Origin of the sequence: Leclercia sp. CFBP8987 (assembly GCF_034044995.2) — a bacterium.
Classification (GTDB): Bacteria; Pseudomonadota; Gammaproteobacteria; order Enterobacterales; family Enterobacteriaceae; genus Enterobacter; species Enterobacter tamurae.
On the sequence record NZ_CM188255.1, the window covers coordinates 717,551 to 743,703 of the forward strand.

Sequence of the window (26,153 nt, forward strand, 5' to 3'; positions counted from 1 at the left end):
CTCCATTATTTCTGTTTCAAAATTGTGAATTTTGACCAAGTGGTCCACTTTTTGAGGCTGGTAAGGCCGGGTTAACAATAAAAATGACCCGCAAGCGTTTTCTTACGTGATTTAGTTGATCTTTTTGCCCATTAACAACCTTCCTGACCATCAGTGCCGCAAAAACTACAAATAAAAGCCGCTTTTTAAGTTGACTTTCCCCTGCCAAATCTCCAGAATGCCGCCGTTTGCCGAAAATCCACTGGCAGCAGATTTGCATTGCTTCACACTATGGTTGTGCATTAATATGCAAATAAAGTGAGTGAATATTCTCTGGAGGGTGTTTTGATTAAGTCAGCGCTATTGGTTCTGGAAGACGGAACCCAGTTTATCGGTCGGGCCATTGGGGCAACAGGTTCGGCGGTTGGGGAAGTCGTTTTCAATACTTCAATGACCGGTTATCAAGAAATCCTCACTGATCCTTCCTATTCCCGCCAAATCGTTACTCTAACTTATCCCCATATCGGTAATGTCGGCACTAACGCCGCTGATGAAGAGTCCTCCCAGGTACATGCACAAGGTCTGATTATTCGCGACCTGCCGCTGATTGCCAGCAACTACCGCAACACCGAAGACCTCTCGTCCTACCTGAAACGCCATAACATCGTGGCGATTGCCGATATCGATACCCGTAAGCTGACGCGTCTGCTGCGTGAAAAAGGTGCCCAGAACGGCTGCATCAGCGCTGGCGACAACCTGGATGCGGCGCTGGCGCAGGAAAAAGCCAAAGCTTTCCCGGGGCTGAACGGCATGGATCTGGCAAAAGAAGTGACCACCACTGAGGCCTACAGCTGGACTCAGGGTAGCTGGACGCTGGCAGGTGAACTGCCGGAAGCCAAAAAAGAAGAGGAGCTGCCATTCCACGTGGTGGCTTACGATTACGGCGCCAAGCGCAACATCCTGCGCATGCTGGTGGATCGCGGCTGCCGTCTGACCGTTGTGCCGGCAAAGACCCCGGCAGACGAGGTGCTGAAGATGAACCCGGACGGGATCTTCCTCTCCAACGGCCCGGGTGACCCGGCCCCGTGCGACTACGCCATCGACGCAATTAAGACCTTCCTCGAAACCGACATTCCGGTATTCGGTATCTGCCTCGGCCATCAGCTGCTGGCCCTGGCGAGCGGTGCCAAAACCGTGAAGATGAAGTTCGGTCACCACGGTGGTAACCACCCGGTGAAAGATATCGACAACAACACGGTGATGATTACCGCGCAGAACCACGGTTTTGCGGTGGACGAAGCCTCCATGCCGGCCACCCTGCGTGTGACCCACAAATCACTGTTCGATGGCACCCTGCAGGGCATCCATCGCACCGACAAACCGGCGTTCAGCTTCCAGGGACACCCGGAAGCGAGCCCTGGCCCACACGATGCCGCGCCGCTGTTCGATCACTTTATCGAACTTATCGAGCAATACCGTAAGACCGCTAAATAATCAGGAGCCGAGAAGACCATGCCAAAACGTACAGACATAAAAAGCATCCTGATCCTTGGCGCTGGCCCGATTGTCATCGGCCAGGCCTGCGAATTCGACTACTCCGGCGCCCAGGCGTGTAAAGCCCTGCGCGAAGAGGGTTACCGCGTTATCCTGGTGAACTCCAACCCGGCGACCATCATGACCGACCCGGAAATGGCCGATGCGACCTACATCGAGCCGATTCACTGGGAAGTGGTACGTAAAATTATCGAAAAAGAGCGCCCGGATGCGGTGCTGCCGACCATGGGCGGCCAGACGGCGCTGAACTGCGCGCTGGAGCTGGAGCGTCAGGGCGTGCTGGCCGAGTTCGGCGTGACCATGATTGGCGCGACTGCCGACGCGATTGATAAAGCCGAAGACCGCCGCCGTTTCGACGTGGCGATGAAGAAAATCGGTCTCGACACCGCGCGCTCTGGTATTGCCCATAATATGGAAGAAGCGCTGGCGGTTGCCGCTGACGTGGGTTATCCGTGCATTATCCGTCCGTCCTTCACCATGGGCGGCACCGGCGGCGGTATCGCCTATAACCGTGAAGAGTTCGAAGAGATTTGCGAGCGCGGTCTGGATCTCTCCCCAACCAAAGAGCTGCTGATTGATGAGTCGCTGATTGGCTGGAAAGAGTACGAGATGGAAGTGGTGCGTGATAAAAACGACAACTGCATCATCGTCTGCTCTATCGAAAACTTCGACGCCATGGGCATCCACACCGGTGACTCCATTACCGTGGCGCCAGCCCAGACCCTGACCGACAAAGAGTACCAAATCATGCGTAACGCCTCGATGGCGGTACTGCGTGAGATTGGCGTCGAAACCGGCGGCTCTAACGTTCAGTTCTCGGTAAACCCGAAAAACGGTCGTCTGATTGTTATCGAGATGAACCCGCGCGTATCCCGCTCCTCTGCGCTGGCCTCGAAAGCGACCGGCTTCCCGATTGCTAAAGTAGCGGCGAAACTGGCGGTAGGTTATACCCTCGACGAGCTGATGAACGACATCACCGGCGGCCGTACCCCGGCGTCGTTTGAACCCTCTATCGACTACGTTGTGACCAAAATCCCTCGCTTCAACTTCGAGAAATTTGCCGGTGCCAACGACCGTCTGACCACTCAGATGAAGTCCGTCGGTGAAGTGATGGCGATTGGCCGCACTCAGCAGGAATCCCTGCAGAAAGCCCTGCGCGGCCTGGAAGTAGGCGCCACCGGTTTCGACCCGAAAGTGAGCCTGGACGACCCGGAAGCGCTGACCAAAATCCGTCGCGAGCTGAAAGACGCCGGTGCCGAGCGTATCTGGTACATCGCCGACGCCTTCCGTGCCGGTCTGTCCGTCGATGGCGTCTTCAACCTGACCAACATCGACCGCTGGTTCCTGGTGCAGATTGAAGAGCTGGTGCGTCTGGAAGAGAAAGTCGCGGATCTGGGCATCAACGGCCTCGACGCTGACTTCCTGCGCATGCTGAAGCGTAAAGGCTTTGCCGATGCGCGTCTGGCTAAACTGGCGGGCGTGCGCGAAGCGGAAATCCGCAAGCTGCGTGACCAGTACAACCTGCACCCGGTCTACAAACGCGTGGACACCTGCGCGGCAGAATTTGCCACCGACACCGCGTACATGTACTCCACCTATGAAGACGAGTGCGAAGCGAACCCGTCCGTTGACCGCGACAAAATCATGGTGCTGGGCGGTGGTCCAAACCGTATCGGCCAGGGCATCGAGTTCGACTACTGCTGCGTACACGCCTCACTGGCGCTGCGCGAAGATGGTTACGAGACCATCATGGTCAACTGTAACCCGGAAACCGTTTCTACCGACTACGATACCTCCGACCGCCTCTACTTCGAGCCGGTAACGCTGGAAGACGTGCTGGAAATCGTCCGCATTGAGAAGCCAAAAGGCGTTATCGTGCAGTACGGCGGCCAGACGCCGCTGAAGCTGGCGCGTGACCTCGAAGCCGCAGGCGTACCGGTTATCGGTACCAGCCCGGACGCGATTGACCGTGCGGAAGACCGCGAGCGTTTCCAGAAGGCGGTTGACCGTCTGAAGCTGAAACAACCGGCTAACGCCACCGTGACAGCCATTGAGCAGGCGGTTGAGAAAGCCAAAGAGATCACCTATCCGCTGGTGGTGCGTCCATCCTACGTACTGGGCGGCCGCGCGATGGAAATCGTCTACGACGAAGCCGACCTGCGTCGTTACTTCCAGACCGCGGTGAGCGTCTCCAACGATGCACCAGTGCTGCTGGACCGCTTCCTGGATGACGCGGTGGAAGTGGACGTGGATGCCATCTGCGACGGCGAAATGGTGCTGATTGGCGGCATCATGGAGCACATCGAGCAGGCAGGGGTTCACTCCGGCGACTCCGCCTGTTCTCTGCCAGCCTATACGCTGAGCAAAGAGATTCAGGACGTGATGCGCGACCAGGTGCAGAAGCTGGCCTTCGAGCTGCAGGTGCGTGGTCTGATGAACGTGCAGTTTGCGGTGAAAGACAACGAAGTCTACCTGATTGAAGTTAACCCGCGTGCGGCGCGTACCGTACCGTTCGTCTCCAAAGCGACCGGCGTACCGCTGGCGAAAGTGGCGGCGCGCGTGATGGCGGGCCAGACTCTGGCACAGCAGGGCGTGACCAAAGAGATCATCCCACCGTACTACTCGGTGAAAGAGGTGGTGCTGCCGTTCAACAAATTCCCGGGCGTTGACCCGCTGTTAGGGCCAGAAATGCGCTCTACCGGGGAAGTGATGGGCGTGGGCCGCACCTTCGCAGAAGCATTCGCTAAAGCGCAGCTGGGCAGCAACTCCACCATGAAGAAGCAGGGCCGTGCGCTGCTCTCCGTGCGTGAAGGGGACAAAGAGCGCGTGGTTGACCTGGCTGCCAAGCTGCTGAAACAGGGCTTTGAGCTGGATGCAACCCACGGTACCGCGATTGTGCTGGGTGAAGCTGGTATCAACCCGCGTCTGGTGAACAAGGTGCATGAAGGTCGTCCGCACATTCAGGACCGTATCAAGAATGGCGAATATACCTACATCATCAACACCACCGAAGGGCGTCAGGCAATTGAAGACTCCAAGCTGATTCGCCGCAGCGCGCTGCAGTACAAAGTGCACTACGACACCACCCTGAACGGCGGTTTCGCGACAGCCATGGCGCTGAACGCGGATGCTACCGAGAAGGTGATTTCGGTGCAGGAAATGCACGCGCAGATTAACAAGTAATACGCAGGTTATCGTAGGCCCGGGAAGCGAAAGTGCCCCGGGCAGACGGCGGGTGGCGCTTCGCTTACCCGCCCTACGATGGCTGCCTTCCTCTTCAGAACCTTCTGCTTTTCCATCTCCCATCAGTCAGTTAGCCTAAAATTATCAGGTCGATAATTAAATCCAACTGAAAAGCAGGGAGAACACCATGCGAACTAAACTTCTGATGACCTCAATTTTTGCTGCCGCAGCACTGTTCACCGTTGCCGGTTGTTCATCTAATCAGGCGGTGAAAACCACTGACGGTAAAACTATCGTCACCGACGGGAAGCCGCAGGTAGATGACGATACTGGAATGATGTCTATTGATAATGCCGAAACCGGTCAGACGGAACAGATTAACCGCGATCAGGTTAAGTCCATGGGTGAACTGAAGAACTGATAAAAAAATGCAGTGGCCTGAGCCACTGCATCGATCGTTTCGGTAATACGATTACCAGCGGTGGTTCAGCAGGATATGACCGCCGTAAGCATCGTAGCTGTTTTCACCCCATTCGCCGCTGGCACGCAGCGAGATCAGCGTGGTCTCGTTTAGATTGCCGGTAACGCCCAACTCCAGCTGACCGCGGTCATCCGGGGTATCGTTGCTGAACGCTTCACCGTTAAAGGCGATATCGTTCTGTCCGGCGCCTTTCAGCCAGTTGACCGCAACATACGGCTGCCAGGCCTGCACATCTTTCTGATCGAAGTAACTGGTTTTCACCCCAACGCGACCCAGAATGCTGTCGTTATCGAGCGTGGTAATACGCACGCCGTCGGCATCGGTATGATCATCCTGGTCCAGATAGCTGTAAACGGCCTGGATCTGCGGTTCGATTTTCCAGGTTCTTTCGCTTTCAGAGTCAACAATCCAGGCGTGACCCGCTTCCAGCGAGGCGGCAAAGCCCTGGCTGTTATAGGACTCGTCACTGCGATCGTCGCTTCTCAGCTTATTGTGATACCAGCCGAAAGAGGCCCAGCTGTCGATATAGCTGCCTTTGCGCAACTGCTGATCTTCCTGCCAGGTAGCGTATACGCCGACGTTCACGCCATCGACTTTACCCTGCGCAGAGCGTTTGCTGCCGGTTGAGGTGGAGTCGGTTTTGGCCTGACCGGCGCCGAACATCATCCCGCTATGCAGCACGCCGGTGTCCATCTTCTTGCTGATGAAATCGCTGCCGACCTGCATCACGTACTGGGTGGTGTCATAGTTGACTTTGCCGCCTGCCACATCATTTTCATGATAGCGGCCTTTGACGTACATCCAGGTGTTGAGATCGTCCTCGTTGCGCAGGGTCAGTTGATCGCGATCGTCACGTTTGTGCAGGAACATGTCCTGGGCGGCGAGGTAGTTACCTAAGTAAGCACCAACTTCCGGGGCCAGATTGCTCATCTCTGGTGGGGTATAGCCGTCATCGTTGTTGTCATCAGGAGCGGGAACAGGATCAGGAACGACACTGTTATCATCAGGCGTCGGGACAGGGTCTGGAGCAGGGGCCGGTGCCGTAGATGCAGACTCCAGATACCAGTTACCATCGGTGTGTTGATTCAGGCTGTATTCCCACGCCCCGACCACGACCGGTCTGGAGAGTGAAAATGCAGCATCAGAGTTACCGCCTACGCTGACAACCTGCATCCCGTTCACGGTCTGCGCGCCCATCCCGCCGATATTGCTGATACTGACGCCAGACTCACCCGCGCTGTCGCCGGTGATAGTCAGATGGTCGGTGGCAGAGCTGTCATCGCCCAGCACGCTGTTCATGGCGATCAGGCTGCCGCTAACGCCGGTATAGTCACCGTTAATGGTGAAATCGTTACCCACGCTGTCGTTCAGCCCGGCTATCTGCAACGTGCCGCTGTTGGTAACGTTGCCGTTGATGGTATTAACGGTGGATGCAGTGGAAGCGCCGGTCCCCTGCACGGCATTCCAGGATGCCAGCACGCCGCCGCTGAGGATATCCACGTTGTTGTTTACGCTGCCTGCGCTGGCGAAGGTTGCGCCGTTATCAACGGTGAGGGTGGCGGTGTTGCCTGAACTACCCAGGGTTGCGCCTTCGGCGACCAGCGTAGTGCCGCTGCGCAGAAGGGTATTGCCGGTGTAGCTGTTGTTGCCGGTCAGGGTCAGGATGTTGGCATCGGTTTTTTCCACACTGCCGCTGCCGGTAATATCCGAAGCGAAGGTGGAGTCGGAGCCCTGGTTGAAGATAAAGGTGCCGTTATTGGTGACGGTGCCGGTCAGTGAGCCGGTATTAACGCCGTCACCCAGCTGTAGCGTGCCGACGTTGGAAATTAGGGTGTTGCCGACCTCATTTTTTATATCGCCTGCCAGGGTCAGTTTCCCGGTATTTACTTTAATTGAGTCGCCAGTGCCGATCACATCGACATTGCCAGTCAGATTCCACTCTTCACCATCCATGGTCAGTGTAGCGAAGCCGTCACCCGCATTCAGACCACGAAAATTACTGTTTTCTGAGCCCTGACCATGCAAAGTGAGCGTATTACCCGTTGAGTTGGTTGAAATAACGTCACCATCAAGCTGAGAGCCACTTTCCAGCGTCAGTGAGTTGTTTTGAGTACTTTTGAAGGTAATCGCGCTTTCTGAACCCTTTATGAGACCGGAGTTTATAAGCTGCAGTCGATTATTATCACTCGTAATAATGCCGTTTTGAGCACCTTCAATTGTCCCGCTATTTTCAATTTTGGTTTTACCCGCTTTTTGAAGTTCAACACCGTTCCCGGTATCGCCTTTAAAGAGCCCTGCATTATTAAGCGTAAAGCCAGCATCTGCTGAAAGCGCGGTTTTGCCTTCGATAATACCTGTACGGGTGTTAGAGACGTTAAAACTGCCTGAATTTTCGTCAATTTTAATACCGGACTCTGCACCAGTGATACTCCCGGCGTTGTTTATTTCACCGCCCATATCAATGACAGTAATGCCGTTAGCGGCAGTAGATTTAATACTGGCATTTTGCTGGTTATCCAGCTGTAGTGTTTGTCCGTCTGTTGTGATTAAAAGTCCATCGCCGGCACCAGTGATCTCTCCGTTATTAGTAACACCACGGACTGTGCTGCCAGAAATGGTAACAGAGGGGTCAGTAGTACTAGTGGAAATAGTGACGCCTGGATTGATGATGTAATCACTATCTGAAGAAAAAATTTGTGCGGTATTCGTTGAACCACTGATTGTTGTTTCTGCGGATACCATTAACGGCGTAAATACGATTAATGCTGATAAGGTGGGAAAAAGACTTTTTAATGATTTTGTCGTCTTATTTAATTGTGGAGCTTTACTTTTCATTGCCACATCCATTTTGTGTTTAAAAGAATGCGTATCTTAATGAGAAGGTAATTTCTTGTAAATAACTGATTTTTATGGAATAAATTTTTAATTAAAAGTGAAATTATTCATTCTTAAATCATTTATGTATAGCGATTATTTTTAAAGAGTGGATTTATTCTTATTTAATTATTTCACGATTTTTATTATTTTCGCTTAATCGATCTAGATATTAAATATTATTCTAATTCGTTATGATTTGAATAAAAAAGATAAATTCCTTTGAACAGCGGTTTATCAATCGTTGCGGTTAAGCCTCGCAAGGCTGCAGACCTCTTCAAACACCTCTCTTTCCTGTCTACACTGACTGTCACAACAAGAAAGCAGTTCATCAGGTTAATCATGATACTCATTATTTACGCGCATCCGTATCCGCAGCACTCGCATGCGAATAAGCGGATGCTTGAGCAGGTCAAGACGCTTGAGGGCGTAGAGATCCGCTCGCTCTATCAGCTCTATCCCGACTTCAATATTGATATTGCTGCCGAACAGGACGCTATTGCCAGGGCCGATTTGATCGTCTGGCAGCACCCGATGCAGTGGTACAGCACGCCCCCATTACTGAAACTGTGGATCGACAAAGTGTTCTCTCACGGCTGGGCATACGGTCATAACGGCCGGGCGCTGAAGGGCAAAAGCCTGCTGTGGGCAGTCACCACCGGGGGCGGTGAAAGCCACTTTGACATCGGATCCTTCCCTGGTTTTGAGGTGCTGGCGCAGCCGCTACAGGCCACCGCGCTCTATTGCGGCCTGAACTGGCTCCCGCCGTTTGCCATGCACTGCACCTTCGTCTGTGACGATGAAACGCTGCAGGCCCAGGCCCGACACTATAAACAACGTTTACTCGACTGGCAGGAGGCGCACCATGGATAGCCATACGCTGATTCAGGCGCTGATCTATTTAGGCGCCGCGGCGCTAATTGTGCCGGTTGCGGTACGCCTCGGGCTGGGTTCCGTGCTGGGGTATCTGATCGCCGGGTGCGTGATAGGGCCGTGGGGATTCCGGCTGGTTACCGACGCCGAGTCGATTCTGCATTTTGCCGAAATCGGCGTGGTGCTGATGCTGTTTGTCATCGGCCTCGAGCTGGATCCGCGGCGTCTGTGGAAGCTGCGCGCCTCGGTATTTGGCGGTGGGGCATTGCAGATGCTGGCCTGCGGTCTGCTGCTGGGCGGGTTCTGTATCCTGCTGGGTATGGACTGGAAGGTGGCAGGGCTAATCGGCATGACGCTGGCCCTCTCTTCCACGGCCATCGCCATGCAGGCTATGAACGAACGCAACCTGACGGTGACCCAGATGGGGCGCAGCGCTTTCTCGGTGCTACTGTTCCAGGATATCGCGGCCATCCCGCTGGTGGCGATGATCCCGCTGCTGGCGGTATCCGGGGCCTCCACTACCTTCGGTGCTTTTGCCCTCTCAGCATTAAAGGTCGTCGGGGCATTAACGCTGGTGGTCCTGCTCGGGCGATACGTCAGCCGACCGCTGCTGCGCTTTGTCGCCCGTTCCGGCCTGCGGGAAGTGTTCAGCGCCGTGGCCCTGTTCCTGGTCTTCGGCTTTGGCCTGATGCTGGAAGAGGCGGGGCTCTCTATGGCGATGGGCGCGTTTCTGGCTGGCGTCCTGCTGGCGAGTTCGGAATACCGCCACGCGCTGGAAAGCGACATCGAGCCTTTTAAAGGGCTGCTGCTGGGGCTGTTTTTCATCGGCGTGGGGATGTCTGTCGACTTCGGCACCCTGGTGACTCATCCGCTGCGCATCGCGATCCTGCTGGTGGGCTTCCTGGTCATTAAAATGGCGATGCTCTGGCTGGTGGCCCGTCCGCTGAAGGTGCCCGGGAAACAGCGCCGCTGGTTTGCAGTGCTGCTGGGGCAGGGGAGTGAATTCGCATTCGTGGTATTTGGCGCGGCCAATATGGCGAACGTCCTCGATCCGGAGTGGGCCAAGGCGCTGACCCTGGCGGTGGCGCTCTCCATGGCGGTAACGCCGCTGCTGCTGGTGGTATTGACCCGTCTGGAAGCGGCCAACAGCGGCCAGGAGCGCGAGGCGGATGAAATCGACGAAGAACAGCCGCGGGTGATCATTGCCGGGTTCGGTCGCTTCGGCCAGATTACCGGTCGTTTGCTGCTCTCCAGCGGCGTGAAGATGGTCATCCTCGATCACGATCCCGACCATATTGAGACCCTGCGTAAATTTGATATGAAGGTCTTTTACGGCGATGCCACGCGCGTGGATTTGCTGGAGTCTGCCGGAGCGCAGAAGGCCGAAGTATTGATCAATGCGATAGACGATCCGAAGAACAGCCTGCAGCTGGTCGAGCTGGCGAAAACCCATTTCCCGCATCTGAAGATCATCTCCCGCGCGCGCGATATCGATCATTACATCAAGCTGCGTCAGAGCGGTGTTGATGCGCCGGAGCGTGAAACCTTTGAAGGGGCACTGAAATCCGGTCGGCTGGCGCTGGAGAGTCTGGGGCTCGGGGCGTATGAAGCCCGGGAGCGGGCCGATCTGTTCCGCCGGTTTAATATTGAGATGGTCGAAGAGATGGCTGCAATGGCGGAGAACGATGCCACGTCACGCGCGGCGGTGGTTAAACGCACCAGCGCCATGCTGATGGACATCATCAATGAGGATCGCAATCACCTCTCGCTGACCCAGCGTCACGGCTGGCAGGGAACCGAAGAGGGCAAGCATACCGGGGATCCGGGGGACGAGCCGGAGAGTAAACCGCTGGCGTGAAGCGGGGTTGCCAGCAAATATAAAAAATTTCCTGTTCTTTACTCTGCCGCCAGTCGACGAAAGATTAAGCTTTCCGTATAGTGGCGGCAATTTTTTGCATCCGGGAAATAATCAATGATCAGTCTGATTGCGGCGCTTGCGGTAGATCGCGTGATCGGTATGGAAAATGCCATGCCGTGGAATCTGCCTGCCGATCTCGCGTGGTTTAAACGTACTACGTTGAACAAGCCGGTAGTAATGGGGCGCCTGACCTGGGAGTCAATCGGGCGTCCGTTGCCGGGCCGTAAAAACATCGTCATCAGCAGCCAGCCTGGCACCGATGAGCGTGTTGAGTGGGTGAAATCCATTGACGAAGCCATCGCTGCCTGCGGCGATGCCGAAGAGATCATGGTGATTGGTGGCGGCCGTGTATATGAGCAATTCCTGCCAAAAGCGCAGAAATTATATCTGACCCACATTGATGCTGAAGTGGAAGGGGATACCCATTTCCCGGACTACGATCCTGACGAGTGGGAATCGGTATTTAGCGAATTCCACGACGCGGACGCGCAAAATTCGCACAGCTACTGCTTCGAGATCCTTGAACGCCGCTAATGATTTACTGCACCTTTCCCGACGGGAGAGGTGCAGCTCTCCGCTACGACGCTACCGCTTCCTTCTCGCCTGAATCCAGATGCCGGTTCGACGGCTGAACAAAGTACGCTTTATCTTCCCAGCGCAGACAGGTCAGGTCTCCACCCCAGCAGCAGCCGGTATCCAGACCGTAAATGCCTTCAGGCGTGCCTTTGCCCTCCAGCGACGCCCAGTGACCAAAGATCACGTTGTAATGCTCCGTCACCGGACCGGGGATCGCAAACCATGGCTTGAGCGGGGTCGGCGCATTTTCCGGCACATCCTTGCAGTACATATCCAGCTGACCGTTCGGGAAACAGTAGCGCATGCGGGTGAAGGCGTTGGTGATAAAACGCAGGCGCGCCACGCCGCTGAGATCCATGCTCCAGTTGTTGGGCATGTCGCCGTACATGGCATCAAGGAAGAAAGGGTAAGAGTCGCTGGAGAGCACGGCTTCGACGTCGCGCGCGCACTCTTTTGCGGTTTGCAGATCCCACTGCGGTGTAATGCCCGCATGGGCCATCACCAGCTGCTTCTCTTCATCAACCTGCAACAGTGGCTGGCGACGCAGCCAGTTAATAAGCTCATCAGCGTCTGGCGCATCCAGCAGCGGGGTGATCCTGTCTTTCGGTTTATTACGGCTGATACCGGCATAGACCGCCAGCAGATGCAGATCGTGATTGCCAAGGACCAGCCGCACGCTGTCACCCAGCGACTTCACATAACGCAGCACATCCAGTGAGCCAGGCCCGCGCGCAACGAGATCGCCGGTTAGCCATAGCGTGTCCGTACCCGGGGTAAAATCCACCTGCTTTAACAACGCGATCAGTTCATCGTAGCAACCATGAACATCGCCAATGAGATATGTAGACATGTTTAGTGAATGAGTGTTGTAACAGCCAGACGGAAAACAGGAATGGCAACGCGGAATGCATTGCCGTCGGCATCGACCATTTCATAATGGCCCTGCATGGTACCCAGCGGCGTTTCGATTACCGCGCCGCTGGTATACTGATACTCTTCGCCGGGATCAATGTGCGGTTGTTCACCCACCACGCCTTCGCCCTGCACTTCAATTTCACGACCGTTGCCGTTGGTGATAAGCCAGTAGCGCCCAAGCAGCTGCACAGGCGTCCGCCCCAGGTTACGAATGGTTACCGTATAAGCAAAAACAAAGCGCTCTTCATCCGGTGTGGACTGGGACTCAACATAGATGCTTTGTACGTGAACACATACGCGGGGCGAATCAATCATGGCTTAGCTCTCCTTCGGCGGCGCATTGTCGCTGATGTAATTAGCCAGTTTGCAGTACTGCTCTACGGAGATGTTCTCCGCACGCATTGCCGGGTCGATACCCAGTTCAGCTAACACTTCAACGGTAAACGAATTGCTAAGGCTGTTACGAATCGTTTTACGGCGCTGGTTAAAGGCTTCTGTGGTGACACGGCTCAGTACGCGCAGCTCTTTGACCGGGAACGGCTTCGTTTTATGCGGCACAAGACGCACAACCGCAGATTCCACTTTTGGCGGTGGCGTGAACGCAGATGGCGGCACTTCGAGTACCGGGATCACGTTGCAGAAATATTGTGCCATCACGCTTAAACGACCATACGCTTTACTGTTTGGCCCTGCAACCAGTCGGTTAACGACCTCTTTTTGCAACATGAAGTGCATGTCGGCAATGGCATCAGTATAGCTAAACAGGTGGAACATCAGCGGGGTGGAGATGTTGTACGGCAGGTTACCGAACACGCGCAGCGGCTGACCGAGCTTCTCCGACAGCTCGCCGAAGTTCATGGTCATGGCATCCTGCTGATAAATCGTCAGTTTCGGCCCAAGGAACGGGTGCGTCTGCAGACGGGCTGCCAGATCGCGGTCCAGTTCGATGACGGTCAGTTCATCCAGACGCTCGCCAACCGGCTCGGTCAGTGCAGCCAGACCCGGGCCGATCTCGACCATCGCCTGACCTTTTTGTGGATTGATAGCCGAAACAATACTTTCGATCACGAACTGATCGTTGAGGAAGTTTTGCCCGAAGCGTTTACGGGCTAAGTGGCCCTGATGGACTCGATTAGTCATTGAGTATTAACAATCATTTTGATGGCGAGATTAAGCGCCGTAATAAAACTGCCGACATCTGCTTTCCCCTGGCCCGCTAAATCAAGTGCAGTGCCATGGTCAACAGAAGTACGAATAAAGGGTAAACCGAGGGTGATATTCACGCCGCGGCCAAATCCCTGGTATTTTAGCACGGGAAGGCCCTGATCGTGGTACATCGCCAGCACGGCGTCTGCATGATCGAGATATTTAGTCTGAAACAGGGTATCGGCAGGCAGCGGCCCGCTGAGATTCATCCCCTGAGCCCGCATCTCATCCAGCACCGGAATAATGGTGTCGATCTCTTCCATACCCATGTGACCGCCTTCGCCCGCATGCGGGTTCAGGCCGCACACCAGCACGTGCGGATCGGCAATACCGAATTTAGTGCGTAAGTCATGGTGCAGGATGGCAATCACATCGCGCAGCAGATCCGGCGTAATGGCCTCGGAAACGGCTTTGATCGGCAGATGGGTGGTAGCCAGCGCAACGCGCAGCTCCTCGGTGGCCAGCATCATCACCACTTTTGCACTGTGGGAACGCTCTTCAAAAAACTCGGTATGGCCGGTAAAAGCCACGCCGGCATCGTTGATCACCCCTTTATGCACCGGCCCGGTGATCAGCGCGGCAAATTCGCCGCTCAGGCAGCCATCACAGGCGCGCGCCAGCGTCTTCACCACATAGAGGCCGTTTTCGGTACTGAGTTGACCGGGGACGACGGGGGTTCGCAGGGGGACAGGCAACAGCGTCAGGGTGCCCGCTTGCTGGGGAAGAGGCGCGTTTTCTGCCTGATAGGGCAGCAGGGTGAGCGGCAGCTTGAGCTGTTTGGCTCGCGCCTCAAGCACGCTGGCATCGGCGCAGATCACCAGTTCGACCGGCCAGCTGCGCTGGGCAAGCTGGACGACCAAATCAGGACCAATCCCGGCAGGTTCGCCGGGAGTGATAACAACACGATGGTGTTTCATTACTTGCTCAGAACTTTGACGTAAGCGCTGGCGCGTTGTTCCTGCATCCAGGTTGCCGCTTCTTCAGAGAACTTACGGTTGAACAGCATGCGGTACGCACGGTCTTTCTGGGCCGCATCGGTTTTATCCACGCTGCGGGTGTCCAGCAGCTCAATCAGGTGCCAGCCAAAGGTGGAGTGAACCGGTTCGCTCAGCTGACCTTTGGTCATCCGCATCAGCGCATCGCGGAAGGCCGGATCGTAAATATCCGCTGCCGCCCAGCCCAGATCGCCGCCCTGATTCGCAGAACCTGGATCCTGAGAGAACTCTTTCGCGGCGTTAGCGAAGGACGTTTTACCGCTGCGGATATCGGCGGCAATCTGCTGCAGCTTCGCCCGCGCCTGATCGTCATTCATCAGTGGGGACGGTTTCAGCAGAATGTGGCGGGCATGCACTTCGGTGACCGAGATGCTCTGGCTCTGGCCGCGCAGATCGTTCACTTTCAGAATGTGGAAGCCAACGCCGGAACGGATTGGACCGACGATATCGCCTTTCTTCGCCGTGCTTAGCGCCTGGGCAAAGATAGATGGCAGCTCCTGAATACGGCCCCAACCCATCTGGCCGCCTTTCAGCGCCTGCTGGTCCGCCGAATAGGTGATCGCCAGCTTGCCGAAGTCACCGCCGTTACGCGCCTGATCGACGATAGAGCGGGCCTGGCTGTCCGCTTCAGCAACCTGGTCGGAAGAGGGGTTTTCTGAGAGTGGGATCAGGATGTGGCTCAGGTTCAGTTCGGTGCTGGCATCATTCTGGTTACCCACCTGTTTTGCCAGCGCGTCCACTTCCTGCGGCAGAATCGTCACACGACGACGCACTTCGTTGTTACGCACTTCTGAAATCAGCATCTCTTTACGGATCTGATTGCGGTAGGTCGAATAGCTGATGCCGTCATAGGCCAGACGGCTGCGCATCTGGTCGGCTGACATGTTGTTCTGCTTCGCAATGTTAGCGATAGCCTGATCGAGCTGCTCATCAGAGATCTTCACACCCATCTTCTGACCCATCTGCAGAACGATCTGATCCATGATCAGACGTTCAAGGATCTGATGACGCAGTGTGGAATCATCCGGAAGTTGCTGACCTGCCTGACCCGCGTTGAGCTTCACAGACTGCATTAAACCATCAACGTCGCTCTCAAGTACCACACCGTTGTTCACAACGGCAGCGACTTTGTCGACAACCTGTGGGGCCGCGAAGCTGGTATTCGCAACCATAGCGATACCGAGCAGCAGCGTTTTCCAGTTCTTCATACTTTTTCCATATCAATTAACCGCAATGCGGATTACGTTGTAAATCAAGTAGATCATAAGGAACTACGGTACGGCAGAATCGGTGAACGCAGCATCTGTTGAGTACCCAGACCATAGTTTGAACTCAGGCCACGCAATTCGATGTTAAAGCCGATGACGTTATCGTACTCGCTCTGATTTTTGTCGACATCCCAGCCGTTAAGCTTACGCTCGTACCCGACACGGATCGCGTAGCAGCAGGAGCTGTACTGCAGACCCAGCATCTGATCGGCCGCCTTACTCTGATTGGTATCAAAGTAGTACGCCCCGACGATCGACCAGCGATCGGCAATCGGCCAGCTGGCGGTACCGCCCACCTGCGAAATGCCCTGTTTGTACTGATCGGCATTCGAGAAGTTAGGCAGTGTCGCCTGGATGTATTCCGGGCTGGCGTAACGGTAGCTAAGCTGCACCATCCGGTCTTCATCACGGCGATACTCAATGGCGGCACTGCTGGTAGCAACGTTATCCAGACGCGTATCGTACTGCAGACCGCCACGCAGCCCCCAGCGATCGGTCATGCGCCAGTAGGTGTCGCCGGCCCAGACCAGGGAACCCGTTTTGTTGTTTTTCTCCCAGTTGATGTTGTCATCGCCGGTACGCGATTCTGTGAAGTAGTAGATTTGACCCACAGAAGCATTAAAACGTTCAACGGCAGCATCATCATAAACGCGGGTTGTGACCCCGGTCGTCACCTGGTTGGCTGAAGCAATACGGTCCAGACCACCATATGTACGGTCACGGAACAGACCGCTGTAGTCGGATTGCAGCAGTGACGAGTCGTAGTTATTGATTTTGCTCTGATCGCGATATGGCACATACAGGTACTGCGCGCGCGGTTCCAGGGTCTGGGTATAACCCTCGCTCCAGTTCATGTCGCGCTCGAAGACCAGCTTGCCGTCCATTTTAAACTGCGGCAGCGTACGGTTAACGGACTCTTCCAGGTTAGTACCGTTGTTGGTGTTGTACGTGTCCAGATTGTCCTGCTGATAGTGAGTCGCCATCAGCTTCACTTCGGTATCCAGGCTGGCCCAGTCGTTTGATACCGGCAGGTTGATTGTCGGCTCAAGGTGAACACGGGTGGCTTCTGGCATATCGGAGTTGGTATTCACGAAATGCACGGCCTGGCCGTAGATACGGGTATCAAACGGGCCGACATCATTCTGGTACCAGTTGACGTCCAGCTGCGGTTCCGCGCCGTAGGTGCTGGCGTTCTGGCTGCTGAATACCTGGAACTGGCGGGTCGATACCGTGGCATCAAAGTTTTTCACCGCATAGCCTGCGCTAAAGATCTGCGTGGCATAACCGTCGGTACTGGAACCGTATTTCGAGGTAAAGTCGTTGAAATAGTAGGGATCGCTGACTTTGGTATAGTTAACGTTGAAGCGCCAGACCTGATCCATCACCCCGGCATGTTGCCAGTAGTATAACCAGCGGTGGCGATCGCCCTCGGTGGGATGCTCGTCTTCAAAGACTTTATCCGATGGCAGATAGTCCAGCTCCATCAGGCCTGAACCCGCTTGCGTCAGATAACGGAACTCGTTTTCCCACATGATATTGCCGCGCTTGTGGATATAGTGCGGCGTGATCGTGGCGTCCATGTTGGGCGCGATGTTCCAGTAGTACGGCAGGTAGAACTCAAAATAGTTCGAGGTGCTGTACTGCGCGTTCGGGATCAGAAAGCCGGAACGACGTTTGTCGCCCACCGGCAGCTGCAGATACGGGCTATAGAAGACCGGCACCGGGCCGAGCTTAAAGCGAGCATTCCAGATCTCTGCAACCTGCTCTTCGCGGTCATGGATCACTTCGCTGCCGACCACGCTCCAGGTATCAGAGCCCGGGAGACAGGAGGTAAAAGTCCCGTTCTCAAGAATGGTATAGCGGTTTTCACCGCGCTGTTTCATCAGGTCGGCTTTACCGCGCCCCTGACGACCCACCATCTGATAATCACCTTCCCAGACGTTGGTATCTTTGGTATTCAGGTTCGACCAGGCTTTCGGACCTTTCAGGATGACCTGATTATCGTCATAGTGCACATTACCCAGTGCATCCACTGTTCGTACCGGTTCTGCCGCGCCTTCTGGCTGTTTCTGGTGCAACTGAACTTCATCGGCCAGCAAACGGCTGTTGCCCTGGTTAATATCCACATTGCCGCTAAAGACGGCGTCGTCAGGATAATTCCCTTTCGCATTGTCAGCAGTGATGGTGACCGGTAGCGTGTTCGTATCACCCTGAACCAGCGGGCGATCATAGCTGGGCACACCCAGCATACATTGCGAGGCGAGATCGGCAGCCAGACCCTGTTGACTGTACAGGGCAGACGCTATCATCGTGGCCAGGAGGGTGGGGATACGTTTTTTCATACGTTTTATTTATTGTTCCGTCATCAGTGGCTTATCGCTGGCAAACGGTCAGAGACTATCTTACTCATCATCACAGTGCCAGCGTTAATCCTGCCCGTAAACAAGCCGTGGTGATAGGCTCGTTATTGAATGACGAGTATGATAATGCAAATTATAGGCGATGTCCTTCAATTGACCGTGGCCAGGCCACCGGAATGATGGCGTTCGCGGGATCAAATACATCACCATTTGGGGAGTATATGCAGTATTGGGGAAAAATTATCGGCGTGGCGTTCGCTTTACTGATGGGCGCGGGCTTCTGGGGTATCGTTCTGGGCCTGATTATCGGCCATATGTTTGATAAAGCTCGAAGTCGTAAGATGGCCTGGTTTGCCAACCAGCGTGAACGTCAGGCACTTTTTTTTGCCACGACGTTTGAGGTGATGGGCCATCTGACCAAATCGAAGGGGCGGGTGACCGAGGCCGACATCCATATCGCCAGCCAGTTTATGGACCGCATGAACCTGCACGGTGACTCGCGGGCCGCGGCGCAACACGCATTTCGCATCGGCAAGGCGGATAACTATCCCCTGCGCGAAAAAATGCGTCAGTTTCGCAGCATCTGCTTCGGACGCTTCGACTTAATTCGGATGTTTCTGGAGATTCAGATCCAGGCAGCCTTTGCTGACGGCTCGCTCCACCCGAACGAACGCGCGGTGCTATATGTCATTGCTGAAGAGCTGGGCATTTCCCGTACCCAGTTCGATCAGTTCCTGCGGATGATGCAGGGTGGGGCGCAGTTTGGCGACGGCTATCAGCAACAGCAGGCGGGCGGTGGCGGCTGGCAGCAGGCGCAGCGTGGGCCTACCCTGGAAGATGCCTGTAACGTGCTGGGCGTGAAGCCGACCGACGAGCCGACGACCATTAAGCGCGCCTATCGCAAGCTGATGAGCGAGCATCATCCGGATAAGCTGGTGGCGAAAGGTTTACCGCCGGAAATGATGGAGATGGCGAAGCAAAAAGCGCAGGAAATTCAGAAAGCGTACGAGCTCATCAAAGAGCAGAAGGGATTTAAGTAAAGAGAGTTGCCCGGCAGACGAAGCGCCGCCGGGCAAAACATCAGAAATCCGCCGGGGCCTTAAAGGTCATCGGCGTACCGTATTCCGGGTGGGTGATGGTCAGCATCTCCGCATGCAGCTGCAGACGCGGCGCCATGGCCCGGGCTTCCGGCGTGGCATAAAAGCGATCCCCCAGAATCGGGTGACCCAATGCCAGCATATGCACGCGCAGCTGATGCGAGCGCCCGGTAATCGGTTTTAACAGTACGCGGGCGCTGTTATCCGCTGCGTACTCCAGCACTTCATACTCGGTTTGCGCCGCCTTGCCGGTCTCATAACAGACCTTCTGCATCGGGCGGTTCGGCCAGTCGCAGATCAGCGGCAGGTCAACCAGACCTTCCGCCGGTTGTGGATGTCCCCAGACGCGCGCCAGGTACTGCTTCTTCGGCTCGCGCTCACGAAACTGACGCTTCAGCTCGCGCTCTGCCGCCTTGGTCAGCGCGACCACAATCACCCCGCTGGTTGCCATGTCCAGACGATGCACAGACTCCGCCTGCGGATGATCGCGCTGAACGCGCGTCATGACGCTGTCCTTGTGATCGTCCAGCCTGCCCGGAACAGACAACAAGCCGCTCGGCTTGTTGACCACCATAATGTGCTCATCCTGATACAGAATGACCAGCCACGGATCCTGCGGCGGATTGTAGGGTTCCATCAACATGTTGCGCTCCGCTTACTGATGCGTCACAACGATGAGACGCAGCGCATCCAGACGCCATCCTGCCTGATCCAGGCTCTCAAGCACCTGCTGACGATTGCTCTCAATCGTCGCCAGTTCATCGTCACGAATGTTCGGGTTCACCGCGCGCAGGGCTTCCAGACGCGACAGCTCCGCCGACAGTTTTTCATCCGCTTCGCTGCGTGCCGCGTCAATCAGTGCCCGCGCCGCTTTCTCAATCTGGGATTCACCCAGTTGGAGAATGGCGTGCACATCCTGCTGCACCGCATTCACCAGCTTGCTGCCGGTGTGGCGGTTCACTGCGCTCAGTTGACGGTTGAAGCTCTCAAACTCGACCTGCGCCGCCAGGTTGGTGCCGTTTTTATCCAGCAGCAGACGCACCGGCGTGGCAGGCAGGAAGCGGCTGAGTTGCAGCTGTTTCGGTGCCTGGGCTTCCACCACGTAGATCAGCTCTACCAATAGCGTCCCCACCGGCAGTGCCTTGTTCTTCAGCAGCGAAATAGTGCTGCTACCGGTATCGCCGGAGAGGATCAGATCCAGACCGTTGCGGATCAGCGGATGCTCCCAGGTGATGAACTGCGCATCTTCGCGGGAGAGGGCCACATCACGCTCAAAGGTGATGGTGCAGCCATCTTCCGGCAGGCCCGGGAAGTCCGGAACCAGCATGTGATCGGACGGGGTCAGCACAATCATGTTCTCGCCACGATCGTCCTGGTTGATACCCACGATATCAAACAGGTTCATGGCGAAACTGATCAGGCTGGTATCGTCATCCTGCTCTTCGATACTCTCTGCCAGTGCCTGGGCTTTTTCGCCGCCGTTAGAGTGGATCTCCAGCAGACGGTCACGGCCTTGTTCCAGCTGGACTTTCAGCGCGTCATGCTGCTCGCGACAGGTTTTGATCAGATCGTCAAAGCCGTCGGTATTTTCCGGCGTCGCCAGGTAGCCGGTCAGCTCGCTATGCACGCTGTCGTAAATGGTACGGCCGGTCGGGCAGGTATGTTCAAACGCATCCAGCCCTTCGTGGAACCAGCGCACCAGTACCGACTGGGCGGTTTTTTCCAGATACGGGACGTGGATCTGAATGTCGTGCGCCTGACCAATACGATCCAGACGACCGATCCGCTGCTCCAGAAGATCCGGGTTGAAAGGCAGATCGAACATCACCAGACGGCTGGCGAACTGGAAGTTACGCCCTTCGGAGCCGATTTCGGAACAGAGCAGTACCTGGGCGCCGCTGTCCTCTTCGGAGAACCACGCCGCGGCGCGGTCGCGTTCGATAATCGACATGCCTTCATGGAACACCGCCGCGCGGATACCTTCCCGCTCGCGCAGAACCTGCTCCAGCTGCAGCGCAGTGGCGGCTTTGGCACAAATGACCAGCACCTTCTGGGAGCGGTTGGCAGTCAGGTAGCCCATCAGCCACTCAACGCGCGGGTCGAAGTTCCACCAGGTGCCGCTGTCGCCTTCAAATTCCTGATAAATCTGCTCCGGATAGAGCATGTCCCGGGCGCGTTCTTCTGCCGTTTTACGTGCGCCCATGATGCCGGAGACCTTGATGGCCGTCTGGTACTGGGTTGGCAGCGGCAGTCGAATAGTGTGCAGCTCGCGTTTCGGGAAGCCTTTCACCCCGTTACGGGTGTTACGGAACAGGACGCGGCTGGTGCCGTGGCGATCCATCAGCATGGAGACCAGCTCCTGACGCGCGGCATCGGCACCGTCACGATCGCTGTTGGCGGCCTGCAGTAATGGCTCGATATCCTGTTCGCCAATCAGTTCGCTCAGGGTGTTGAGCTCCTCGTTGGAGAGGTGCTTGCCCGCCAGCAGCAGGGCCACCGCATCGGCGACCGGGCGGTAATTTTTCTGCTCTTCGACGAACAGCTCAAAGTCGTGGAAGCGGTTGGGATCCAGCAGGCGCAGACGCGCAAAGTGGCTTTCCAGACCCAGCTGCTCCGGGGTAGCGGTCAGCAGCAGTACGCCCGGCACGCGTTCGGCCAGCTGTTCAATCGCCATATACTCACGGCTCGGGGCCTCTTCGCTCCACACCAGGTGGTGGGCTTCGTCGACCACCATGATGTCCCACTCGGCATCACACAGGTGCTCGAGGCGCTGCTTGCTGCGGCGGACAAAGTCCAGGGAGCAGATCACCAGCTGTTCGGTTTCGAACGGGTTATCGGCATCGTGTTGGGCTTCGGCATAGCGTTCGTCATCGAAAAGGGAGAAACGCAGGTTAAAGCGGCGCAGCATCTCCACCAGCCACTGATGCTGCAGGGTTTCCGGCACCACAATCAGCACGCGCTCGGCCGCGCCGGAGAGCAGCTGTTGATGCAAAATCATGCCCGCTTCGATGGTTTTACCTAAACCCACCTCATCCGCCAGCAGGACGCGCGGCGCATAGCGACGACCCACATCATGGGCGATGTTTAACTGGTGGGGGATCAGGCTGGTGCGCTGGCCGCGCAGGCCGCTCCACGGCATACGGTACTGCTCACTCTGGAACTTACGCGCGCGATAGCGCAGCGAGAAGCGATCCATGCGGTCAATCTGACCGGCGAACAGGCGATCCTGCGGCTTGCTGAAGACCAGTTTGCTGTCGAGCAGCACTTCACGCAGCATCACATCGGTCTCGTCGGTATCGAGGCGAGTCCCGATATAGGCGAGCAGTCCATTCTCTTCTTTTACGTCTTCAATCTTCAGCTGCCAGCCTTCATGGCTGGTAACGGTGTCGCCCGGGTTGAACATCACGCGGGTAACAGGGGAATCATTGCGAGCATACAGACGGTTTTCACCGGTGGCGGGGAACAGGAGAGTCACCATCCGCGTATCCAGCGCTACCACAGTTCCTAACCCAAGTTCGCTTTCTGTGTCGCTGATCCAGCGTTGACCAAGTGTAAAAGGCATATTTGTTCGGCTCTAATCTTTAATTGCAGGCAATAGTTCAACCACCGATCAGAAATGACGGTAATCGAATAATGGGTCCGGGAATGGAAAGGGCGCTATGGTACTGGATGGCAGCGATTTCGTCACCTGTCAAAATAGCCCCAACTGACCTGTCATCAGTGTAGCAAAGTCGTCGTCCATGAAAGGTAAAATTCCGTCTGCCACCGGCTGCAGCTGCCGCGTCAGGTAGTGCTCATAATCAAGAGGAGCGCGCTGATAATCCACTGGTTCAGGCCCGCCGGTGGTCCAGACATATTTGATGGTGCCGCGGTTCTGGTACTGCGGCGCCCGCCCGAGACGGACGTTCTCCTCATCGGCAAGCCGGGCGGCGCGAACGTGCGGCGGCACGTTACGCTGGTACTCCGCCAGCGGGCGGCGCAGGCGTTTGCGGTAGATAAGCTGGTCATCCAGCTCACCCGCCATCAGGCTGGCGATGGTCTCGCGGACAAACTCCTGATAGGGCTCGCGCCGGAAGATTTTCAGATACAGCGCCTGCTGGAAGTGCTGCGCCAGCGGCGTCCAGTCGGTGCGCACGGTCTCCAGCCCTTTAAACACCATCCGCTGCTTTTCGCCCTCCTGGATAAGCCCGGCGTAGCGCTTTTTACTGCCCTGATCGGTGCCGCGGATAGTGGGCATTAAAAAGCGGCAGAAGTGGGTTTCATACTCCAGCTCAAGGGCGCTGGTTAAGCCCGCCTGTTGCAGATGGGACCGCCACCAGTCGTTCACGTAGGTCACCAGCGCCTGGCCGATGGCCGCCGCCTCCGCTTCGCTCTGCGCGCCCTTGAGCCAGACGAAGGTTGAGTCGGTATCGCCATAAATCACGTCATAGCCCCGGGATTCCACCAGCACTTTGGTCTGACGCATGATCTCATGGCCGCGCATGGTGATCGACGACGCCAGGCGCGGATCGAAGAAGCGGCAGGCGCTGGTGCCGAGCACGCCGTAAAAGGCGTTCATGATGATCTTCAGCGCCTGGGAGAGGGGTTTGTTGCCGTGGCGTTTGGCCTCTTCGCGCCCGTGCCAGATCTGGCTGACAATCTCCGGCAGGCAGTGTTTTTCCCGGGAGAAACGCGCCCCCAAAAAACCTTCGGTGCTGTGCTGCTCATCCGGCTGGGCCAGACCTTCCACCAGCCCGACCGGATCGATCAGAAAGGTGCGGATGATCGACGGATAGAGGCTTTTATAATCCAGCACCAGCACCGAGTCGTAAAGACCGGGGCGGGAGTCCATGACATAGCCGCCGGGGCTGGCCTGAGGCGGTACGTCGCCGAGGTTAGGGGCCACATAACCCGCCCGGTGCATGCGTGGGAAATAGAGGTGGCTGAAGGCAGCCACTGAGCCGCCGTGCCGGTCGGCGGCGAGACCATTGACCGTGGCGCGCTCCAGCAGGAACGGCATGATCTCGGTTTTGTGGAAAATCCGCGTTACCAGCTCGCAGTCTTTCAGGTTATAGGTCGCCAGGGCCGGTTTATCTTCGGCGAAGCGGCGGTCAATCTCGTCCATCCTGTCCCAGGGGTTGTCGATGGACTTACCTTCCCCGAGCAGCTCCTGCGATACCGACTCCAGCGAAAATGACGAAAAGCTCCAGAATGCTGACTTAAGCGCCTCGATGCCGTCGATAATCAGCCGCCCGTTCGCCTGGGCAAAGAAGACGCCATTTTTAAAGCCGTGCTCGCGCCACTGCAGCTCGCTGTTGCCGCGCCCGAGCAGCAAGGGGATGCGGTAACGTTCAGCATGCTTTTGCAGCACCCGCAGGTCAAACTGCACCACGTTCCAGCCGATGATTACGTCCGGATCGTGTTGCGCAAACCAGGCGTTAAGCTTCTCGAGCAGCTGCGGGCGGCTGTTGACGTAGATAAGCTCAAAATCGAGGCCGCTGGCATCGCCGTTGGCCGGGCCGAGCATGTAGACCACCCGCTGGCCGCAGCCCTCAATGCCGATGCAGTACAGCTCGCCGTGGCGGGTAGTTTCAATATCCACTGACGCCCATTTCAGCGGCGGGCGATAGTGTGGGTTGGGTTTGAGGCGGGCATTGATCAGCCGATCGCCCTGAGGTGTACCGTCTACCCAGACCGGAGCGGTGATAAAGCGCTCCATCAGAAAGCGTTCCGGGGGACGAACGTCGGCTTCGTACAGCGTCACGCCCGCCTCGCGCAGCAGTTTTTCATAGCGCATCTGCTGGCGATGGGCGCGGCAGTAGAGGCCGTAGACCGGACGACGCTGGAAATCTTTCAGTTCAAGGGGGGTCAGCCGCCAGCCGCTTTCACCGCGCAGCAGCTGTTTCGTTTTTTCGACGTCAGGCTCAGGAATAAAGGCCACGGACTCCTGCGGCGGCAGGGTGATGTGCAGCGGACCGTTGTCGGTCGCCAGCCAGAATTCCACTTCGGTACCCTGCGGGGTATCCCGCCAGTGTCGGGTCAGTAAAAAGCCTTCTTGCGCCTGCGCCACGCCGTTTTCTCATAAAACAAAACCAGGCGTGAGTATAGCCTGGTTGCGGGTGTTTTGCTGGGGTTTTATACAGGTATCCCCTCACCCTGGCCCTCTCCCCAAAGGGGAGAGGGAACAATCACTGACCGTAATAGGCTTTCGCGCCGTGCTTACGCAGATAATGTTTATCCAGCAGGGTCTGCTGCATATCCGGCAGCTGTGGTGCCAGCTGGCGGCAGAAGATGCCCATATAGGCCACCTCTTCCAGCACGATGGCGTTGTGTACCGCGTCTTCGGCATTTTTGCCCCACGCGAACGGGCCGTGAGAGTGAACCAGCACCCCCGGCATCTGCGCCGCGTCGATCCCCTGTTTCTCGAAGGTTTCGACGATCACGTTCCCGGTTTCCCACTCGTACTCGCCGTTGATCTCGGCGTCGGTCATTTTGCGGGTGCAGGGGATGGTGCCATAGAAATAGTCGGCGTGGGTGGTGCCGGTCGCCGGGATCGGTTGCCCGGCCTGCGCCCAGATGGTCGCGTGTCGGGAGTGGGTGTGAACGATGCCGCCGATCGACGGGAAAGCCTGATACAGCAGGCGATGGGTCGGCGTATCGGAGGAGGGCTTTTTCGTTCCTTCCACCACTTCACCGGTGGCGATACTGACCACCACCATATCGTCGGCGGTCATCACCCGGTAGTCGACGCCGGACGGTTTAATAACGAACACGCCAGCGTCGCGGTCAACCGCGCTGACGTTGCCCCAGGTCAGGGTGACGAGATTGTGTTCCGGCAGGGCCAGGTTGGCTTCAAGCACCTGACGTTTGAGATCTTCCAGCATGTATCCTCCAG

Annotated in this window: 19 protein-coding genes; 7 read left to right on the forward strand and 12 right to left on the reverse strand. The window is 56.4% G+C overall.

What is annotated here, in order from left to right:
• Nucleotides 1–16: 16 nt before the first annotated feature.
• A complete protein-coding gene (locus tag SOM40_RS03420; protein WP_501050400.1) occupies nucleotides 17–259 on the reverse strand; it encodes a hypothetical protein in 243 nt (80 codons plus the stop codon).
• 65 nt (nucleotides 260–324) lie between these two features.
• Here SOM40_RS03420 and carA point away from each other — a divergent pair, with 65 nt between their 5' ends.
• The 3 genes from carA (at nucleotide 325) to SOM40_RS03435 (ending at nucleotide 5,137) form a co-directional block, all read left to right on the forward strand.
• Nucleotides 325–1,473 carry a glutamine-hydrolyzing carbamoyl-phosphate synthase small subunit gene (gene carA / locus SOM40_RS03425; RefSeq protein WP_320529964.1) on the forward strand — a complete coding sequence of 383 codons (1,149 nt, stop codon included), beginning with the start codon at nucleotides 325–327 and terminating at the stop codon, nucleotides 1,471–1,473.
• 18 nt (nucleotides 1,474–1,491) lie between these two features.
• Nucleotides 1,492–4,716, forward strand: coding sequence for a carbamoyl-phosphate synthase large subunit (gene carB / locus SOM40_RS03430; protein ID WP_106994197.1), 3,225 nt, complete (start codon nucleotides 1,492–1,494; stop codon nucleotides 4,714–4,716).
• Nucleotides 4,717–4,903: 187 nt separating this feature from the next.
• Entirely contained in the window at nucleotides 4,904–5,137 is a 234-nt protein-coding gene (locus SOM40_RS03435) for a YgdI/YgdR family lipoprotein (RefSeq protein ID WP_106994198.1), read from the forward strand.
• 51 nt (nucleotides 5,138–5,188) lie between these two features.
• Here the strand turns inward: SOM40_RS03435 and SOM40_RS03440 are convergent, their stop codons facing one another.
• Complete coding sequence (locus SOM40_RS03440; protein WP_320529965.1) at nucleotides 5,189–7,654, reverse strand: autotransporter family protein; 2,466 nt, start codon at nucleotides 7,652–7,654, stop codon at nucleotides 5,189–5,191.
• A gap of 759 nt (nucleotides 7,655–8,413) precedes the next feature.
• On the opposite strand from SOM40_RS03440, the gene kefF reads away from it, so the two are divergent.
• From kefF to folA, 3 genes are all read left to right on the forward strand, one after another.
• Nucleotides 8,414–8,944, forward strand: coding sequence for a glutathione-regulated potassium-efflux system oxidoreductase KefF (gene kefF / locus SOM40_RS03445; RefSeq protein WP_166181576.1), 531 nt, complete (start codon nucleotides 8,414–8,416; stop codon nucleotides 8,942–8,944).
• Nucleotides 8,937–10,802 carry a glutathione-regulated potassium-efflux system protein KefC gene (gene kefC, locus SOM40_RS03450; protein ID WP_166181577.1) on the forward strand — a complete coding sequence of 622 codons (1,866 nt, stop codon included), beginning with the start codon at nucleotides 8,937–8,939 and terminating at the stop codon, nucleotides 10,800–10,802. The genes kefF and kefC overlap by 8 nt, the downstream gene beginning before the upstream one ends.
• A 114-nt stretch (nucleotides 10,803–10,916) precedes the next feature.
• Nucleotides 10,917–11,396 carry a type 3 dihydrofolate reductase gene (folA, locus tag SOM40_RS03455; protein ID WP_039030411.1) on the forward strand — a complete coding sequence of 160 codons (480 nt, stop codon included), beginning with the start codon at nucleotides 10,917–10,919 and terminating at the stop codon, nucleotides 11,394–11,396.
• Nucleotides 11,397–11,439: 43 nt separating this feature from the next.
• Here the strand turns inward: folA and apaH are convergent, their stop codons facing one another.
• Genes apaH through lptD form a run of 6 tightly spaced genes read right to left on the reverse strand, consistent with a single transcriptional unit; the run spans nucleotide 11,440 to nucleotide 18,164 of the window.
• Nucleotides 11,440–12,288: a bis(5'-nucleosyl)-tetraphosphatase (symmetrical) ApaH gene (apaH, locus tag SOM40_RS03460; protein WP_106994203.1), complete on the reverse strand. Its 849-nt coding sequence runs from the start codon at nucleotides 12,286–12,288 to the stop codon at nucleotides 11,440–11,442.
• 2 nt (nucleotides 12,289–12,290) lie between these two features.
• A complete protein-coding gene (gene apaG / locus SOM40_RS03465) occupies nucleotides 12,291–12,668 on the reverse strand; it encodes a Co2+/Mg2+ efflux facilitator ApaG/CorD (protein ID WP_106994204.1) in 378 nt (125 codons plus the stop codon).
• Between the two features lie 3 nt (nucleotides 12,669–12,671).
• Entirely contained in the window at nucleotides 12,672–13,493 is an 822-nt protein-coding gene (gene rsmA, locus SOM40_RS03470) for a 16S rRNA (adenine(1518)-N(6)/adenine(1519)-N(6))-dimethyltransferase RsmA (RefSeq protein ID WP_106994205.1), read from the reverse strand.
• Nucleotides 13,490–14,476, reverse strand: a complete 987-nt coding sequence (pdxA, locus tag SOM40_RS03475; RefSeq protein WP_320529966.1) for a 4-hydroxythreonine-4-phosphate dehydrogenase PdxA — start codon at nucleotides 14,474–14,476, stop codon at nucleotides 13,490–13,492. The genes rsmA and pdxA overlap by 4 nt, the downstream gene beginning before the upstream one ends.
• A complete protein-coding gene (gene surA, locus SOM40_RS03480) occupies nucleotides 14,476–15,762 on the reverse strand; it encodes a peptidylprolyl isomerase SurA (protein ID WP_106994207.1) in 1,287 nt (428 codons plus the stop codon). The genes pdxA and surA overlap by 1 nt, the downstream gene beginning before the upstream one ends.
• 53 nt (nucleotides 15,763–15,815) lie before the next feature.
• The gene (lptD, locus tag SOM40_RS03485) at nucleotides 15,816–18,164 is read right to left on the reverse strand and encodes an LPS assembly protein LptD (RefSeq protein ID WP_320529967.1); all 2,349 of its coding nucleotides are present in this window, start codon (nucleotides 18,162–18,164) and stop codon (nucleotides 15,816–15,818) included.
• A 239-nt stretch (nucleotides 18,165–18,403) separates the two neighbouring features.
• Here lptD and djlA point away from each other — a divergent pair, with 239 nt between their 5' ends.
• Complete coding sequence (gene djlA, locus SOM40_RS03490) at nucleotides 18,404–19,222, forward strand: co-chaperone DjlA (protein ID WP_142488203.1); 819 nt, start codon at nucleotides 18,404–18,406, stop codon at nucleotides 19,220–19,222.
• 40 nt (nucleotides 19,223–19,262) lie between these two features.
• Here the strand turns inward: djlA and rluA are convergent, their stop codons facing one another.
• The 4 genes from rluA to araD all read right to left on the reverse strand — a co-directional run bounded on the left by rluA (nucleotide 19,263) and on the right by araD (nucleotide 26,142).
• The gene (rluA, locus tag SOM40_RS03495) at nucleotides 19,263–19,922 is read right to left on the reverse strand and encodes a bifunctional tRNA pseudouridine(32) synthase/23S rRNA pseudouridine(746) synthase RluA (RefSeq protein ID WP_225759592.1); all 660 of its coding nucleotides are present in this window, start codon (nucleotides 19,920–19,922) and stop codon (nucleotides 19,263–19,265) included.
• Between the two features lie 12 nt (nucleotides 19,923–19,934).
• A complete protein-coding gene (gene rapA / locus SOM40_RS03500) occupies nucleotides 19,935–22,841 on the reverse strand; it encodes an RNA polymerase-associated protein RapA (RefSeq protein WP_320529968.1) in 2,907 nt (968 codons plus the stop codon).
• Nucleotides 22,842–22,970: 129 nt separating this feature from the next.
• A complete protein-coding gene (gene polB / locus SOM40_RS03505) occupies nucleotides 22,971–25,328 on the reverse strand; it encodes a DNA polymerase II (RefSeq protein ID WP_320529969.1) in 2,358 nt (785 codons plus the stop codon).
• A 118-nt stretch (nucleotides 25,329–25,446) separates the two neighbouring features.
• Nucleotides 25,447–26,142, reverse strand: a complete 696-nt coding sequence (gene araD / locus SOM40_RS03510; protein WP_225759590.1) for an L-ribulose-5-phosphate 4-epimerase — start codon at nucleotides 26,140–26,142, stop codon at nucleotides 25,447–25,449.
• Between the last annotated feature and the right edge of the window lie 11 nt (nucleotides 26,143–26,153).